This is a genomic window from Methanothermobacter tenebrarum (assembly GCF_003264935.1).
GTDB classification, from domain to species: Archaea; Methanobacteriota; Methanobacteria; order Methanobacteriales; family DSM-23052; genus Methanothermobacter_A; species Methanothermobacter_A tenebrarum_A.
On sequence record NZ_QLOE01000001.1, the window covers coordinates 135,182 to 151,270 of the forward strand.

General features: G+C 41.9%; 18 protein-coding genes. 14 read left to right on the plus strand and 4 right to left on the minus strand.

Annotated features, from left to right (window positions below; translation table 11 throughout):
- Together DPC56_RS00765 and DPC56_RS00770 are read left to right on the plus strand one after the other, a co-directional pair.
- The gene (locus DPC56_RS00765; protein WP_112093154.1) at nt 1-369 is read left to right on the plus strand and encodes a DUF2073 domain-containing protein; all 369 of its coding nucleotides are present in this window, start codon (nt 1-3) and stop codon (nt 367-369) included.
- On the plus strand, nt 353-640 hold the full coding sequence (locus DPC56_RS00770; protein ID WP_112093155.1) for a Zn-ribbon domain-containing protein: 288 nt from the start codon (nt 353-355) through the stop codon (nt 638-640). Before DPC56_RS00765 ends, DPC56_RS00770 begins: the two co-directional genes overlap by 17 nt.
- Here DPC56_RS00770 and rqcH read toward each other — a convergent pair.
- Entirely contained in the window at nt 637-2,583 is a 1,947-nt protein-coding gene (rqcH, locus tag DPC56_RS00775) for a ribosome rescue protein RqcH (RefSeq protein ID WP_112093156.1), read from the minus strand. The genes DPC56_RS00770 and rqcH overlap by 4 nt on opposite strands.
- A gap of 104 nt (nt 2,584-2,687) precedes the next feature.
- Between rqcH and DPC56_RS00780 the strand changes: the two genes are divergently transcribed.
- A complete protein-coding gene (locus DPC56_RS00780) occupies nt 2,688-2,975 on the plus strand; it encodes an EMC6-like membrane protein (RefSeq protein WP_112093157.1) in 288 nt (95 codons plus the stop codon).
- Here DPC56_RS00780 and DPC56_RS00785 read toward each other — a convergent pair.
- On the minus strand, nt 2,972-4,747 hold the full coding sequence (locus DPC56_RS00785; protein WP_348638828.1) for a DUF2070 family protein: 1,776 nt from the start codon (nt 4,745-4,747) through the stop codon (nt 2,972-2,974). The genes DPC56_RS00780 and DPC56_RS00785 overlap by 4 nt on opposite strands.
- Before the next feature lie 152 nt (nt 4,748-4,899).
- On the opposite strand from DPC56_RS00785, the gene DPC56_RS00790 reads away from it, so the two are divergent.
- The 5 genes from DPC56_RS00790 (at nt 4,900) to rtcA (ending at nt 9,062) form a co-directional block, all read left to right on the plus strand.
- Entirely contained in the window at nt 4,900-5,460 is a 561-nt protein-coding gene (locus DPC56_RS00790) for a FumA C-terminus/TtdB family hydratase beta subunit (RefSeq protein WP_112093159.1), read from the plus strand.
- Nucleotides 5,441-6,205: a DUF6282 family protein gene (locus tag DPC56_RS00795; protein ID WP_112093160.1), complete on the plus strand. Its 765-nt coding sequence runs from the start codon at nt 5,441-5,443 to the stop codon at nt 6,203-6,205. Before DPC56_RS00790 ends, DPC56_RS00795 begins: the two co-directional genes overlap by 20 nt.
- A 147-nt stretch (nt 6,206-6,352) precedes the next feature.
- Nucleotides 6,353-6,850 carry a TIGR00288 family NYN domain-containing protein gene (locus DPC56_RS00800; protein WP_112093161.1) on the plus strand — a complete coding sequence of 166 codons (498 nt, stop codon included), beginning with the start codon at nt 6,353-6,355 and terminating at the stop codon, nt 6,848-6,850.
- A 23-nt stretch (nt 6,851-6,873) separates the two neighbouring features.
- Nucleotides 6,874-8,040 (plus strand): TIGR03576 family pyridoxal phosphate-dependent enzyme, encoded by a 1,167-nt coding sequence (locus DPC56_RS00805; RefSeq protein WP_348638825.1) that lies wholly within the window; start codon nt 6,874-6,876, stop codon nt 8,038-8,040.
- 5 nt (nt 8,041-8,045) lie between these two features.
- Nucleotides 8,046-9,062, plus strand: coding sequence for an RNA 3'-terminal phosphate cyclase (gene rtcA, locus DPC56_RS00810; protein WP_112093162.1), 1,017 nt, complete (start codon nt 8,046-8,048; stop codon nt 9,060-9,062).
- A 5-nt stretch (nt 9,063-9,067) separates the two neighbouring features.
- Here the strand turns inward: rtcA and DPC56_RS00815 are convergent, their stop codons facing one another.
- Nucleotides 9,068-10,039, minus strand: a complete 972-nt coding sequence (locus DPC56_RS00815; protein WP_112093163.1) for a biotin--[acetyl-CoA-carboxylase] ligase — start codon at nt 10,037-10,039, stop codon at nt 9,068-9,070.
- Nucleotides 10,040-11,521, minus strand: a complete 1,482-nt coding sequence (locus DPC56_RS00820) for an acetyl-CoA carboxylase biotin carboxylase subunit (RefSeq protein ID WP_112093164.1) — start codon at nt 11,519-11,521, stop codon at nt 10,040-10,042.
- 110 nt (nt 11,522-11,631) lie between these two features.
- Here DPC56_RS00820 and DPC56_RS00825 point away from each other — a divergent pair, with 110 nt between their 5' ends.
- From DPC56_RS00825 to DPC56_RS00850, 6 genes are all read left to right on the plus strand, one after another.
- Nucleotides 11,632-12,276 carry an METTL5 family protein gene (locus DPC56_RS00825; RefSeq protein WP_112093292.1) on the plus strand — a complete coding sequence of 215 codons (645 nt, stop codon included), beginning with the start codon at nt 11,632-11,634 and terminating at the stop codon, nt 12,274-12,276.
- 187 nt (nt 12,277-12,463) lie between these two features.
- Nucleotides 12,464-13,273, plus strand: a complete 810-nt coding sequence (locus DPC56_RS00830; RefSeq protein ID WP_112093165.1) for a putative RNA uridine N3 methyltransferase — start codon at nt 12,464-12,466, stop codon at nt 13,271-13,273.
- Nucleotides 13,274-13,277: 4 nt separating this feature from the next.
- A complete protein-coding gene (gene rpl3p / locus DPC56_RS00835) occupies nt 13,278-14,291 on the plus strand; it encodes a 50S ribosomal protein L3 (RefSeq protein ID WP_112093166.1) in 1,014 nt (337 codons plus the stop codon).
- A 19-nt stretch (nt 14,292-14,310) separates the two neighbouring features.
- Nucleotides 14,311-15,084, plus strand: a complete 774-nt coding sequence (gene rpl4p, locus DPC56_RS00840) for a 50S ribosomal protein L4 (protein WP_112093167.1) — start codon at nt 14,311-14,313, stop codon at nt 15,082-15,084.
- Nucleotides 15,085-15,089: 5 nt separating this feature from the next.
- A complete protein-coding gene (locus DPC56_RS00845; protein WP_112093168.1) occupies nt 15,090-15,350 on the plus strand; it encodes a 50S ribosomal protein L23 in 261 nt (86 codons plus the stop codon).
- 24 nt (nt 15,351-15,374) lie between these two features.
- Nucleotides 15,375-16,085: a 50S ribosomal protein L2 gene (locus DPC56_RS00850; protein ID WP_112093169.1), complete on the plus strand. Its 711-nt coding sequence runs from the start codon at nt 15,375-15,377 to the stop codon at nt 16,083-16,085.
- The last annotated feature ends 4 nt before the right edge of the window (nt 16,086-16,089 follow it).

Genomic DNA, 16,089 nt, shown 5'->3' on the forward strand with positions numbered 1-16,089 from the left:
ATGGAAGGCTTAAGGATGGATTTTTTATCATCAAAGGCCCTTGAGGATAAAAGTAGCATTGAAAAGGTTTCAATGATCATAGAACGAGTGAAGGATGGTGACATCCTCGTACTAGAAGGGAGCCTCACACCCTCAGAAGAGGCTGAGCTCATCGAAACTACAATGAGGGAAATAGACATAGAAAACTTCGTGGGAATAGATATACACACTCTGGAAAAGGATGAAAAGACACTCTTTGGCTTCTCAAAGAAGAAGACAGTCGGACTCACCATAATCGGCCCAGCCAATGTCATGAAAACAGTGAAAAAGAGGTCTAATTTCCTTTCCATGATTGCGAAGATTGGTGATTCTAGTGCATCAGTGCATTAACTGCGGTGCCAAGTATAAAAATGTTGCAGAGCTCTCAGATGGATGCCCCAAGTGTGGTGGCAGATACTTCAAGTACACCCACAAGAAGAGGCAGGAGAATAAAAGTCCAGACGGTTCCATAGAAACTATAATGATACATGAAAATGGCATCTACGAGGTTAATTTGACGCCTCTGCTCGAGGACGATTCCATAATAGTATCAGATGAAGAAGGAAAATATGTTATAGACTTAAATTTCCTCCTGAAAAAGCACTTGAAAAAAAGATCCTAGACGAGATCGCACTTCCCAGGTGGGAGAACCCTCATAATATCCTCAAGGGTGAAAAGCTGATCAGGGTCTATCCTTTTAAGTATCTCCCTGGCTATGGCCTCTTTTTTAGTGTAACCGGGTTTTATTATAACATATCTTCTAGTGTGTTTTTTAAGGGCGTTTATAGGGCCGCTCATGATCCTTGGACCTTCATAGTCTATTATGCCAACTGCTATTTCAAGTGGGACGCTCCTTATATAGTTTCGTCGACCTTTTATTACGAAGGCCCCCTTTGGTACGTATTCTCCTGGTGGTGGTGTCTTTGTCACTTGATTGGGGTGAACCCAATAAACGTCAAGGTGACTGTAGCCTTGTTTCCACGCGTTAGAAAATGATGCTGCGAATATTGCTGCTTCTTTTATCGTATTTTCCGGTATTTTCTCGCCTTTGCTTTTTATTATGACTGATGGGGCGCCGTGGATGTCTGAGTGGAGGTAGAGGTCCTTGTCTTCCATGTATTTTTTCACGAGTATCTCATTGGTTGTGGCGTCTCTACCAGCCAATACTAGGAATCCTTGGGATGAGATGAACCATCTGAATTTTTCAAACCATTTAAGTTTCTTTTTCACTCTCTTTTCTGGTAGGCTTATCTTCTTGAGTGTTATCTCCCTCTTTTCCTTGATCTCCTCTATTTTATCCTTAGTTTGGCGGATAGCATCCTCGACTCCGCCTATTTTCTTCTTGGCCTTTTTGGCCTTTTCATAGTATGATTCGGCGTTCTCTTCGAGGCTTTTTGTCGCGTCTAGGGTTATTGTCTTGTCTTCTATTCTTATTGTGATCTTGCCTTTTCTGTCGAGTGATTCTATTAGCCGGGCTTCTGGTATGCCCTCTTTTTTACCCTTTTTCAGTCTTTTAAGTATTTCCTCGTATGGGTATTCTTTTCTGGCCTTTGATATGGTTTTGAGTAGGTTTTGGATTAGTTTATAATTTGAGTAGATTAGGTCGCCCTTTAGGGAGGATTCTTTGGCTTTCCTTTTGTAATTTTTAAGGGTTTCCTCTTGTATTTTCAGCCTCTTTTCGTATTTTTTTATTTTGTCTTCCCATGTTTCTTCTTTTTCCCTTTTTATTTTTTCTCGGATTTTTTTCGCGAAAAATTCGTCAGCGGCTTCATTATAGGTGTTGTAATATTCTCTTTTTTTGTTCTTGTATATTTCAAGTTCTAGTGGTACAACATCTTTGTCTTCGATGATGTTAGGTGTGAAATCCAACTTTTTGAGGGGTTTGAAGGTCTCATTAATTGCTTCATAAACTTTTTTAATATCATCTGTGTTTAGTCTGTTCGCTGGCAAGTTCTTCTGGATTCCGGCCTTTAGGAGAACTTCCTCGGCGTATAAACCCCCAAGTCCATTACGTGCAAGGGTTCTTACGATGTCAGTTTCTGATTCTTTTATCTGTTGGGTTAGCTGATCCATGTCAACTTCTAGTGGGTTTATGGCATGCTTTGGGGGATGCTTATAAGTTTCTCCTGGTAGGATTTTCCTCTCACTCCACACCTCCCTCCTAAGCGGGAATATTATCCTATCGTCTTCGTCTAGGAGTATTATGTTACCTTTACCAAATAATTCAACTACTAGGGTGTATGTCCTATCCCTTTTTATCTTCAATTCCAATATTCTATCAAAATCATATTGTTCGATCTTTTTTATTATTCCACCTCTGAGGTGTTTGCGCAATAACATTGGAAATGATGGGGGTACCATCGGATTCTCTAAAGGGTAACGTGTTATATGCACCCTTACACCAGCTTGTATAAGAAGATCCACTCTACCCTCATCTTTAACATGCAATCTTAAAATTATGGTATCCTCTAATGGCTGGTAGGCTTTATCAACCCTCGCACCCTTTAATAGTCCATTTAATTCATGGGCTACTGCGAACACATCAACATTTGACATTGTCTTCATCAGCATCCACCACAGAAAAAATAGTCCCATGGTTTAGTGGCAAGTTTTATATTAAATTAGGTGATAACATCCTTTATGAATTTTTTCATGGAGGTAAGATTTAGATGGACGTTGATGCCAAGATAACAGCAATTCATAGCCTAGCAGGTTTTATAGCTGCTATAATCTCATTCATAGTATCAGGAGGTTCCATACCTGTGATCGGTAAAAATCAGGCGCTTGGAACATTTATAGGCCTTATTATCCTGCTCTTAACAGGGAATATTGCAGAGAGGATCTTTGAAAGGGAAGAAGTTGGCGGTTTCAAAGGATGGCTATCAAATGGTGTTCTCCCATTCATATTCATCTGGTTTATGGTATGGGCAATCCTACTAACCACAACCACGATCTAAAGGTTTAGATAGAATATCCATACAAGAACAAAAACCAATGCTACCAGGAAGATTATCGGGGCCAGTATCCTGCTAACAGCCACAATAGAACTTATCGTTGATACAAGCTCGGTTGAATTAGTAGGGCCTAGAGTGTTAAGACTTTTCACCCTTGCAGTGGCACAGGCCACCTCCACAGGCTCTAGATCATCAATTGCAGATTCTACACATTCAATTATAGCCTTTATGATCTTATCCTTTTTCCGTTTACCCACAGGATTATGGCCTCCTGAAAGGGTGTTCACATAATGTGTGTCGGTGGTCATAACCTCGCCATCTTGGATGCCAAGGGACTTCACACTTTCAAGTATCTCCTCCCTGAAACCCTGGACCATATTATTCGCATCAAGGAGTATATACGCTGTCTTTTGGCCGTCCACTTCAACTAGGAGGACTTTCACACCACTCTGACCCACACCATCCTCCTTTGACAACTCTTCTAGAGTGTTGGATGCGCAACCAACCTTCAAATCTTTCATGTCATTTGGACATTTAAGCCCCTCCAGAGCATCCATAAAATCAAAAACTTCACTGTTACCTGGCATGACCCTGCTCGCCTCTCCTTTAAACGAATTATGACAATCAACTAGTATAACATTCTTTGAATTGCAACGACTCTTAGCGAGGTTTATAAGGGATAGGCCCACGCCAAAATCAATATCATCAAAACCATGCGGCGCCATAGTAGCTAACAAAAGTAGACTGTCACCGAAGAATTGCACTCCAATCTTAGCATTACCATTTTCCAGCCTATAGAATCTGCTAGCATGCCTATAATATTCCATACCATCCAGAGCATCCCTTATAGCCCTTTCAATCTTTTCAATTTCTTTTGTAGATACTGGGTTGAAATCATGGGTTGATGGTCCATGTGCCACCATTGTAAAAGTGTTAAATTTTTCAGCTAGTAGTGTGGGCATGTTACCCCCACCGATACTACCAATTGGGCCAGGGTGCACAGATGGGCTCAGGAATAGGCTTTTAAGTTTCGAACCCTTCTTGAATGCTATCACCCCTATTATGGTATCTATCGGTTCGCCTATTTCCTCGAATAGGCCCTCAAGGGCTGGTGAATTTTCAGTAATATGGGATAAGAATAGGCTTAAAAATTCTAGGGAGCCCACTCCAAGATTGCGGCGCATAGGAGATTCAACCACAAGTACAAAAGAGTAGATAGCCAATATTAGGATGGCTGCTGCTATTATGGCCTTAACAAGGAATGCTACTATGCTGAAATACCCAATATTGGTAGTTGGAAAACTTAAAAATACCACAACAATATCCATAGAGATTATGAGAGCTGGTTGAGTTGCTGCGATAAGCATAGAATTCCAGAAACTGATATTAGAAGTGCCCCATATGACAAGGAGTCTGAAAGCGAAAATAAGGACAGAAGCCAAGACTATGAAGTTTATAAGATCCATCCCAAGGAGGGTTGAGGCCAGACAACCGATAAGATATACTATTGAGAATATTAACATGGAAAAGAATGCGAGGAACATGGACTGTTTCATTTTCATCCGCCGACCACCAAGAGAATTAACCCAAGGCTGGGTCAGGGCGCCGGCCATGATAGACCCAAATCCAAATATTATAACACCACTAGTGCCACCATCAACTATATCCTCAAGAAGGCCGCCCCTGATAGGATCTAATAGGAACCCAACAGCCCCTATAACAAAACTTAGAAATATCATCGAAAGTAGGGAAATCCTAGTAGGGGGCAAACTCATAATATACCTTGAAAGGCCTGTGATATTCTTCGTACTCGACAATTTAATTCTCCACCCCTAATCACCTAACAATTTTAGACTATTCCATTATCAAGAATAAAAATATTTATGATGAACACTAATAATAATAGGTTCCCCCCAAGGTGATAAAAGTGGAAGCGAAACTTAAAACGCCATTATCTGATGAGGACATTAAAAAGCTTAGAATAGGTGATGTCGTCTATATTTCAGGGACTATATTCACAGCCCGCGACCGTGCACATAAGAAAATGATAAAAGAAGGGGCGCCATACAAGCTGGAAGGGACAGTAATATTCCACGCAGGGCCCATAATAAAACAAAAGGGGCCACTAGAAGGGGATATTATGGATGACCCCCCAGTAGATCTCATAGTCGTAGGACCCACAACAAGCACTAGGATGAACCCATATCAGTCCAAGATCATAAACTTGGGCGTTAAGGCCATAATAGGCAAAGGTGGCATGGATAAGAACGTTCAAGATGCTCTAACCAGAAAATGTGCAGTTTACCTTGCAGCAGTAGGGGGATGCGCAGCACTCTACGGAGAAAATGTTAAAAAAGTTAAGAGGGTTTACTGGCCAAATCTAGGCATCCCAGAGGCTATATGGGAACTTGAAGTCCAAGAATTCGGGCCATTACTAGTTGCCATGGATTCCAAGGGTGAAAACTTGTATGAAAGGGTTAAATGTTAGCCTAGAGGGGATGATCGACACCCACATCCACCCAGGGCCAGATATAATACCTAGATTATTGGATGATATTGAGGTTGCAAGAGAAGCCCAAATTGAAGGAATGGATGCCATAGTAATAAAGAATCATGTTGAACCAACAGCCTCAAGGGCTAGGATAGCATCTAAGCTCACAGGTTTGAAAGTCATAGGCGGCGTGACACTCAACGAAACCATCGGGGGCTTGAATCCCAGTGCAGTGGAGGCATCAGCAAAACTTGGGGGCAGATTTGTGTGGATGCCGACAATTTCAAGGGAAAAAATTAACCTTTCAAATATAGGGGAAGTCCTAGAAGTTGTAGCGGAACATGACCTAGTACTTGCAACAGGACACCTTAAACCATATGAGATACTCGAGCTTATAGATCTAGCAAGATCTGCTGGGATACGAAGGATACTGGTCAATCATCCCTTGACTAGGATAGTGGGTGCAAGTCTAGAAGAACAAAGGGAAATGTCAAGGGGAGCCATCCTTGAACATTGCCTTGTAACATGTTTCCATGAACAATTATCCATTGGTAGGATTATAGAGGCCATAAAATATGTTGGATATAAGAAATGTATAATTGCCACAGACCTTGGCCAAGAACATAACCCATCCCCTGTAGATGGACTTAAATGGTTTATAGGATCTCTGATCCGAGGTGGGTTAAAAGAAAAGCATATCAGTTGGATGTGTTCATCAGCCCCCAAAAAATTAATATTTTAAAAAAGTTTCTCAATGAAAGGAATAAAAGGATAAAAAAACATATTATAAAATGGGAATTTTTTTATAATGCTTGCCAACCCATAGTGGGGGGGGTAAGCTCTAGTATTAACATAAGGAGGTAAACTACTAGGATATTGGAGGATGAAAATGCGCCGTTTTGAAAAACTAACATCAATTAGAGATTATATACCCATAAAGAAAAGGGAATCTGAGGATAAGAATATTGGGTTGCTTGTTGATGGTCCTAACATGCTCAGGAAAGAGTTCAGCTTAGACCTAGACCTTGTTAAGAAGATATTATCAGAGTATGGTAATATGAGGGTTGGTAAAGTCCTCTTAAACCAATACGCCTCTGACAAGCTTATAGAGGCTATTGTAAACCAGGGCTTCACTCCAATCGTCGTCGCGGGGGATACTGATGTTTACATGGCCGTGGAGGCCATGGAACTTATCTATAATCCTAATATTGACATAATAGCTTTAATGACTCGTGATGCTGATTTTCTCCCCATAATCAACAAGGCAAAAGAAAATGGTAAACACACCATCGTCATCGGAGCAGAGCCCGGTTTCAGCGCCGCCTTGAAAAATGCCGCGGATGACGCGATAATATTAAAATCCGAAGAAAAAAAGCCAAAAGAATAAAATATTGAGGGGGCCCACATATAATGAACATGCTCATAAAAGGGCCTGAAGATGAAATACTAAAAAAAGAACAAGCCTTCAAAATAATCAGATCCACTCTAGATGAAAAGGGTAGAGAGGCGCTATACGACCTCACAGGCCTCGCAGGCGGGTTCCCCATAAAAAAAGAGGACAAAAAACTCCTCGAAACATATATAGGACCTGCAGTATACGAAGAAAAACTCCAAAAACTTGCATTAGAACATTTAGGTGGAGAAAAGGCCATAGCATTCAACCGTACAACATCAGGGATACTAGCCACCATCATAGCCCTAACAAAACCCGGAGACAAAATCGTACACTACCTCCCAGAGTCCCCATCACACCCATCAATACCAGAAAGTGCCAAAATAAGAGGCGCAGAATACCTAGAATTCGATAACATCAAAGAATTCCACACACCCCCAAGAACATCCCTCATCTTCATAACAGGAGCCACCATGGACCACAAAATAACAGAAATAGAAGAATTCAAAAAGATAATCAGCCTATCAAAGAAAAAAAAGATACCAGTAATGGTCGATGACGCATCAGGAGCCCGCATAAGGACAATAATATACAAACAACCCAAGGCAATAGAACTAGGAGCAGATCTCGCCATTACAAGCACAGACAAGCTCATGAACGGACCCCGCGGCGGAATACTAACCGGAAAAACCAGACTAGTCAATAAAATAAAAACTATAGCATACAAGTTTGGCCTCGAAGCACAACCACCACTCATAGCAGCAATGGTAAGAGCATTAGAAGAATTCGAACCATCAAAGATCCTCAAAGCCATTAAAATAAGGGATGAAGTGCACAAAAAACTTAAAAAAGCCTTCAAAGGCTTCCAGAAAACCCCTACAGGTGTCATGATCCGCCCAGAGGAGATAAAAAAAGAAATACGAAGACACAACCTTAAAACAAGATTATCCCCAAAGGACACATCATACCTCTGGGCCATGCTACTACTCCAAGAATACGGAATAATAACAATACCAGCTGCTGGAATGCCAGGAGCATCCCCAACACTCAGACTAGACTTTTCAGCACCAGACGCACAAAGACTAAAACCAGACCAGATAACAAAAATCCTAGAAGAAACATTCCAGAAATTATTAGACACCATAAAAGAACCCACAAAAGCAAAAACCATACTAGGAGGCTAAAATTTTTGCTCGAAATCGACGGATCATTCGGTGAAGGAGGAGGAGCCCTTGTAAGAATATCCACAGCACTCGCAGCCCTAACATCAACCCCAATAAAAATATACAACATAAGGGCCAACAGGCCCAAAAAGGGCCTATCATACCAACACCTAACAGCAATCAAAGCACTAGCCAAAATAACAGAAGCCAAACTAGAAGGGGCGGAAATAGGATCCACAGAAATCAAATTCACCCCACAAAAAATAAAAGGTGGAAACTTCTACTTCGATGTTAAAACTGCAGGTAGCATAGGACTAGTACTCCAAGCACTCATGATACCCGCAGCATTCGCAGAAGACAAAACAACATTCAAGATACGAGGTGGAACCGATGTCAAATGGTCACCACCAATAAACTACCTAGAAAATGTAACACTACCACTACTAGAAAAGATGGGCTACAAAGGAAAAATAAAACTACTAAAAAGAGGATATTATCCCAAAGGTGGAGGCATCATAGAAGCAAGAATACAACCCATAAAAAGACTAAAACCAATAAAATTGACAAAAACTAGGATAAAATCCATAAAAGGGATATCACATGCTGGCAGACTCCCATTACATGTTGCAGAGAGACAAGCGCGGGCAGCGCAAAAGATACTACAAGAAAATGGATTAGATGCAGAAATAAGAATAGAACATTCCAATGATACGCTCTCCCCAGGCTCTGGTATAATACTCTGGGCTGAAGGCAACACCAGAATAGGGGCCAGCTCACTCGGCGAAAAGGGGAAACCGGCAGAAATCGTTGGAAAAGAAGCCGCAGAAGAGCTGATAAGATTCCTAGAAGAGGGAGCGCCGATAGATAAATACATGGGGGATCAGATCATACCATACATGTCAATCGCGGGAAAATCCATAATAAAAACGGTCGAATTCTCAATGCACGCCTATACCAACATACATGTCACAGAGAAAATTACAGGCAAAAAATTTAAAGTAAAGGGAGATCTCGGAAAACCTGCCACCATAGAATGCCCCTAAATAGCCTATCTACCCAAATGTATGCACTCCCCTGAAACTATCTTCCTCAATTTCCCATTATCCAATTCTAATATAAGGGCACCCTCACTGTTCACACCAACAGCTTCACCTCTCACAATTTCACCCAACTGCTTCCTGATCTCAACATAACTTCCTATAGTCTTTGAAAATCTTCTCCACTCATTTAATATCTCAGGGAACCTGCCTCTTTTAAAATCCTCATAAACTTTCTCAAATTCGACTAAAAGCTTCCTAATAAGATCAACAGAATCAACATCCACCCCAAGCTCCCTTTTAAGGGATGTGGCCCCTTCACGGAACTCTTCAGGGAACAAGTCCACGTCAACGTTCGTATCTATCCCTATACCCACAACAATATATTCTATGGTGTTAAAACGAGCATGAGCCTCCGTCAATATACCGCAAACCTTCTTGTCCCCGATAAGTATATCATTGGGCCATTTTATCCCAACATCTAAACCAAACTCCCTCTTAAGGGTTTTAGCAACTGCAACACCGGTTACGAGGGTTAAATGGGGGGCCTTAGCCGGTGGTATCTCTGGCCTTAATATTATTGACATCCATATACCGCCACGGGGTGATATCCACTTTTTACCCCGCCTACCCCGACCCCTTGTCTGGGTCTTTGCTATGACAACAGTACCCTCACTAGCATCATCTTCTGCGAGCTCTTTAGCTATAATATTGGTGGAGTCAACCTCATCAAAACAATAGATCTCTCTACCAATATAACGTGTCTCCAAGCCCTCCTTTATCTTAGATGGTGATAGATCATCACTTGGCTCCTTTAACCGGTACCCTTCATCTGATTTCTCAAACTTATAACCCCTATCCTCAAGGATCTTAAGTATTTCCAAGACTTTATCAGGTTCAAGGCCTAATTTTGACGCCATCTCACCTACAGATGCGAATTTTTCCCTGTTTTCATAGAGGAACTCAAGAACTTTATAATTCATCTATAACACCTTTTTATTGGATGCCATATAATTTCCTATTGCCGCTGAAATCGCGGCAACCTTCTTTGAAGGCAGGAATGTTGATTGTAACCTGGTTACCATCTCTTTGTCCTCGATAACTATCCTCTTCATTTCTTCTTCTATCTGCTTCCTATGATGGTCTACAAAGTGTGTGTGGAGTTCGCCCCTATTGAAGGCCTCGTTCCTCATTATAGCTTTATGGAATGGTATGGTGGTCTTAACACCCAATATTATATACTCTGCAAGGGCTCTTTTCATCCTTTCAATGGCCTCTGCACGGTCACGACCCCATACTATAAGCTTTGATATCATTGAATCATAGTAGCTTGGTATCTCATAATTCATATAAACGCCACTGTCAACCCTAACCCCTATACCACCAGGTGACCTATAACCTGTTATCCTACCTGGTGTCGGCTTGAAATCTGATAGGGGATCCTCAGCGTTTATACGACATTCAATAGCATGACCTCTTATAGTTATTTCATCTTGCGAACAGCAGAGTTCTTCGCCGGCGGCGATCCTTATCTGTTCCTTCACTATGTCCACACCTGTTATGACCTCTGTTATGGGATGTTCTACTTGCACTCTTGTGTTCATTTCAAGGAAATAGAAATCCCCATTGGAATATAGGAATTCAACAGTACCGGCATTAGTATAACCTATATGCTTAGCGGCTCTGACAGCCGCCGCACCCATTTTCTCCCTGAGTTCGGGCGTCATTATAGGTGAGGGTGCCTCCTCTATCAATTTTTGGTGCCTGCGCTGTATTGAACACTCCCTTTCATTAAGGTGTATTATGTTCCCATGTTCGTCTGCCAGCACCTGGAATTCAATGTGCCTAGGCTTTTCAAGGTACTTCTCTATATAAACAGTGGGGTCCCCAAAGGCTGATGATGCTACTGATTGTGTGGATTCGATGGCCCTTACAAGTTCGTCTTCCTCATAGACTGTTCTCATACCTATACCACCGCCCCCGGCGGATGCTTTTACTATGACGGGGTAGCCTATTTCCTCGGCGATTTTAATGGCTTTTTCAGCATCCTTCACGCCCTCCACCGTACCGGGGACCACGGGGACCTTGGCCTTTTTCATGAGTTTCCTCGCCCTTATCTTGTCGCCCATGGCCTCAATAACTGAACTTTTTGGGCCTATGAGTTTTATTCCATGTTTTTCGCATTCCATGCCAAGTTTTGGGTTTTCGGCTAGGAAACCGTAACCTGGGTGTATGGCCTCTGCACCAGATTTTTCGGCTATGTCTATTATTTTATCCACTCTTAGGTAGCTTTCGGATGGTGTTGAACCGCCAAGGGGGTGTGATTCATCAGCGTAACGTGCGAATAATGAATTTTTATCAGCGTCTGAGTATATGGCGACACTTTTAATATTCAGTTCTCTGCACGCTCTCATAACCCTTATGGCTATTTCACCACGGTTTGCAATGAGAACCTTGTTGAACATGGATAAACACACCTCATATTGATTCCTTAATGGATAAATTTTGTGAAGATATTATTTAATAGTTTCCTTGATAGAATATGATTAAGGGGAATCTAATTATAGGATCTGACATGGAGTATAGGATATTAAAGAAGCGGCATCTTGAAATTTTACTTGAGAAGGTACCGGATTATGCTAGTCCTAAGGCGGGTTTGGAACAGTATAAGACACCATCAGCTATCGCTGCGGACATTTTATGGTTTGCATATAATCTTGGTGATATTCATGGCAAACATGTTATGGACCTAGCCTGTGGCACTGGCATATTTGCTATTGGAGCTGCCATTCTAGGAGCTGGGAAGGTTTTCGCCGTGGACATTGACAAGGAAGCCTTAGAGGTTGCTGTTGGGGCGGCCGAAGAATTGGGTGTTGCTGATAGGATACAATTCATAGAGGCTGATATAAGGGATAGTATCATGGAACTTTCAAGATTAAAGGTTGATACTTTGATCCAGAACCCACCATTCGGGTCCCAGAGGATGGTTAAGCGTGGTGCTGATAGGATTTTTATTGAAGGATCCCTTAGAATTTCCCCGGTTGTTTATTCATTCCATATGATGGGATCTGAAGATTTTGTCACAGGATATTTTGAAAGAATTGGTGGAAAAATAACCCATAAATTATATTATAGGTTCCCCATACCAAGAATATACAATTTCCACAAAAAGGATTTTAAAGTTGTTGATGTTATCGTCTTGAGGATTATAAGAACCTAATTCTTGGGAAGCTCCCCTATTAGCTGGCTTTAATGGGGATTGTCCCCCAATCCAAAGTTTTACTCTCACAACATCTAGATCCAAAATTTAGGGGGGATCTAGCAAAAAAAGTTTTTCTTGTTATATATAAAATGGCCTTATGATTGTTATGAAAATATTTATAAAAGATGAAAATAGAGATTAATAGATGTATAAAAGATGTTTATCCATATTCATCCCAGACACCTTAACAGAGGAGACAAGGGATCCTAAAATAAAAACATATAAGGTTGGTATAATAGGCCGGGCAGCGGCCATATTCAGAGTCGATGAGATCATAATCTACAGGGATGAAGGTAAGGGTGAGGCAAAGTTTATTAAGGATATCCTAGCTTATATGGATACACCCCAATACCTTCGAAGGAAGGTTTTCCCTTTAACACCTAACTTGAAGCATGTGGGTGTGCTCCCACCACTTCGAACCCCACATCATCCAATAGGCAAACCACAAGTTGGCGAATACAGACAAGGACTCACCATCAAGAGGACCAGAAGGGGGACTATAGTCGATATAGGGGCCGACAGGCCAGCCTTAACCAGGGAAAAGCTTACAGTGAACAAGATACTAACATTCAAAGTAATAAAGTATGGTAAGAATATAATAGTAGAACCAGAGGAACCAGAAGATGTGTACTGGGGATACAAGGTAAAGGATACGGGTAAAAGCCTAGAAGAGGCTCTGAAATCTGAAAGGAAGGATGTTGTCATAGCAACATCCAAGTATGGCGCGCCCCTTACTTCTATTCTAGATGAAGTAAAATCCAGATTAGAAAAAGCCCATGAAGTGGCTATTTTATTCGGAGGTCCTTACAAGGGGTTACCAAAAACGATCAAAGCAGACTTCACCTTAAATACGATCCCAGACCAGGGAACCGAAACAGTAAGGACCGAGGAAGCTGTACTAGCAACTTTATCAATATTTAACATAATAGGAAAAATCCAATCAGAGGAGGTATAATCTAATGGCTAGACATCATCAACCAAGAAAAGGATCACTAGCATACAGTCCAAGGAAAAGGGCTGCGAAGGAAACACCCAGGATAAAATCCTGGCCAAAAGTCCAAGAGTTGAAACCACTAGCCTTCGCCGGTTACAAAGCCGGGATGACCCACATCACAATGGTGGATAATAGGAAAAATTCGCCCACAGAGGGCATGGAGATCACAACACCAGTCACAGTAATAGAAACTCCACCAATCACTGTAATGGGAGTTAGAGCCTATGAAAAGACCAGCAGAGGACTCAGGACACTAGCAGATGTCCTAGCCGATAACCTGAAAGAAGATCTTGAAAGGAAAATATCCACACCAGGAGACAACTACAACAAGGACGCGGCCATCCAAAAAATAGAAGACAACATGGACTACATCCAAGAGATAAGAATATTAGTACATACTAACCCTAGACTAGCAGCACTGCCAAAAAAGAAACCAGAAATCTTCGAATGCGCCATAGGCGGTGAAAACATCCAAGAAAAACTAGAATATGCACTAGAATTACTTGGAGAGGACATCAAAGTAAGTGACGTGTTCTCAGAAGGAGAATACATTGATTCAATAGCAGTGACCAAAGGCAAAGGATTCCAAGGGCCAGTGAAAAGATGGGGTATCAGGATACAGTATGGTAAAGCAGCTAGAAGCAGCAAAGGAAGACACATAGGATCTCTAGGCCCATGGACGCCTTCAAGGACAATGTGGACAGTCCCACAAGCAGGGCAAATGGGCTACCATAGGAGGACAGAATACAACAAGAAAATACTCAAAATAGGAGAAGCCTCAGAAGCAGACCAAATAAACCCAAAAGGCGGATTCATAAGGTACGGGCTCATAAAAAACGACCACATCCTCCTAAAAGGTTCAGTACCAGGCCCAGCCAAGAGGCTGATAATCTTGAGAAAAGCCATAAGGGCGCCTGAAAAGGGTGTTGAAGCACCCCAAGTAACATATATAAGCACAGCATCAAAACAAGGCACCTAAAATGCCGGACGTGGTTCACATGAAGATTAAAGTTTACTCACTAGATGGAGAACCAGTAGACGAGATTAAACTACCTAAAATATTCAGTGAAGAATATAGACCAGACCTCATAAAAAGGGCAGTCATATCAGCACAAACAGCAAGAATACAACCATGGGGTTCAGATCCCATGGCCGGCAAAAGAACCTCAGCAGAATCCTATGGCGCCGGCCGGGGAATCGCAATGGTACCCCGAATAAAAGGCGGTCAAAGAGCAGCATTCGTCCCCCAAGCCGTCGGGGGGAGGAAGGCACACCCCCCAAAACCATACAAAAACTACCATGAAAGGATAAACACGAAAGAAAGACGCCTAGCCATCAGATCGGCCATAGCAGCAACAGCCAACAGAGAACTAGTCAAGAAGAGGGGGCACATCATAGACAAAATCCCAGAAATCCCACTAGTAGTAGATGACGAACTCTCAAAGATCAAAAAGACAAAAGAGACAAGAAAAATATTCAAAAAACTAGGAATAATAGATGATATAATAAGGGCGAAAGAGGGTAGAAAGATAAGAGCCGGGAAAGGTAAGATGAGGGGTAGAAAATACAGAACACCAAAAGGGCCCCTCATAGTAGTACATGATGATAAAGGCATAAGATTAGGCGCGAGAAACCATCCAGGCATAGACATAGTAAGAGTGGAAAACCTAAACGCAGAACTATTAGCGCCAGGCACACACCCTGGCAGACTAACAGTATACACAAAATCTGCCATAGAAAAACTTGACAAACTATTCAAAATAGGGGTGTAAAGAGAATGGACCCATACAAGATCATAATAAAACCCCATGTAACAGAAAAAACTATGAACCTAATAGATCAAAATAATGAATTAACATTCATAGTCAACAGGGGAAGTAACAGATCAGAGATAAAAACGGCCTTTGAAGAACTTTTCGCCGTGAAAGTTGAAAGAGTTAACACACAAATCACACATAAAGGCGAGAAAATAGCATATATAAAATTAGCCAAAGAACACAACGCAGAGGACATAGCAGTTAAACTAGGCGTATTCTAATCTACACGAAGGGGGAGTAATAATATGGGTAAAAGAGTAAGATCACAGAGGCTTGGGAGGGGAACACCAACATATAGGAGTGCCTCCCACCGATTCAAGGCAAAAATAAGATACAAATCCCAAGAAGAAACCTTGAAGGGTAAAGTAGTTGATATAATCCACGACCCTGGGAGAACAGCCCCCATAGCCAAGATAGAGTATGAAAACGGCGAAGAAGACTACATACTAGCACCAGAGAGTATTAGAGTCGGGGAAGAAGTATACCATGGAACCTCAGCACCGATAAAACCAGGTAACGTCCTAGAACTCGGAGAAATCCCAGAGGGAACGCCAATCTACAACATAGAAAACCAACCAGGGGATGGTGGGAAACTCGTAAGATCATCAGGCACTTACGCTTCACTAATCACCCACGACATCGACAAAGTAGTTATAGAATTACCATCAGGAGAACTGAAAGCCCTAAACCCAAAATGTAAGGCCACAATTGGCGTAGTGGCCGGTGGAGGGCGTAGAGAAAAACCATTCCTCAAAGCAGGTAAAAAATATCATGCTCTCAAAGCCAAGGGTAAAAAATCTGTCGTGGTGAGAGGCGTTGCAATGAACGCCGTAGACCACCCACACGGTGGAGGTAACAGACAACACCCAGGCAAACCCACAACAGTATCGAAACACGCGCCACCAGGAAGAAAAGTTGGTTCAATCGCAGCTAAAAGAACCGGGAAAAGAAGATAAAAAA

Excerpts from the sequence above, each read along its gene's own strand:
- DPC56_RS00765 (WP_112093154.1), top strand. The coding sequence starts at position 1 with ATGGAAGGCTTAAGGATGGATTTTTTATCATCAAAGGCCCTTGAGGAT.
- rqcH (WP_112093156.1), bottom strand. The coding sequence starts at position 2,583 with ATGAAGACAATGTCAAATGTTGATGTGTTCGCAGTAGCCCATGAATTA.
- DPC56_RS00780 (WP_112093157.1), top strand. The coding sequence starts at position 2,688 with ATGGACGTTGATGCCAAGATAACAGCAATTCATAGCCTAGCAGGTTTT.
- DPC56_RS00785 (WP_348638828.1), bottom strand. The coding sequence starts at position 4,747 with ATGAGTTTGCCCCCTACTAGGATTTCCCTACTTTCGATGATATTTCTA.
- DPC56_RS00795 (WP_112093160.1), top strand. The coding sequence starts at position 5,441 with ATGAAAGGGTTAAATGTTAGCCTAGAGGGGATGATCGACACCCACATC.
- DPC56_RS00800 (WP_112093161.1), top strand. The coding sequence starts at position 6,353 with ATGCGCCGTTTTGAAAAACTAACATCAATTAGAGATTATATACCCATA.
- DPC56_RS00805 (WP_348638825.1), top strand. The coding sequence starts at position 6,874 with ATGAACATGCTCATAAAAGGGCCTGAAGATGAAATACTAAAAAAAGAA.
- DPC56_RS00815 (WP_112093163.1), bottom strand. The coding sequence starts at position 10,039 with ATGAATTATAAAGTTCTTGAGTTCCTCTATGAAAACAGGGAAAAATTC.
- DPC56_RS00820 (WP_112093164.1), bottom strand. The coding sequence starts at position 11,521 with ATGTTCAACAAGGTTCTCATTGCAAACCGTGGTGAAATAGCCATAAGG.
- DPC56_RS00825 (WP_112093292.1), top strand. The coding sequence starts at position 11,632 with ATGGAGTATAGGATATTAAAGAAGCGGCATCTTGAAATTTTACTTGAG.
- DPC56_RS00830 (WP_112093165.1), top strand. The coding sequence starts at position 12,464 with ATGTATAAAAGATGTTTATCCATATTCATCCCAGACACCTTAACAGAG.
- rpl3p (WP_112093166.1), top strand. The coding sequence starts at position 13,278 with ATGGCTAGACATCATCAACCAAGAAAAGGATCACTAGCATACAGTCCA.
- rpl4p (WP_112093167.1), top strand. The coding sequence starts at position 14,311 with ATGAAGATTAAAGTTTACTCACTAGATGGAGAACCAGTAGACGAGATT.
- DPC56_RS00845 (WP_112093168.1), top strand. The coding sequence starts at position 15,090 with ATGGACCCATACAAGATCATAATAAAACCCCATGTAACAGAAAAAACT.
- DPC56_RS00850 (WP_112093169.1), top strand. The coding sequence starts at position 15,375 with ATGGGTAAAAGAGTAAGATCACAGAGGCTTGGGAGGGGAACACCAACA.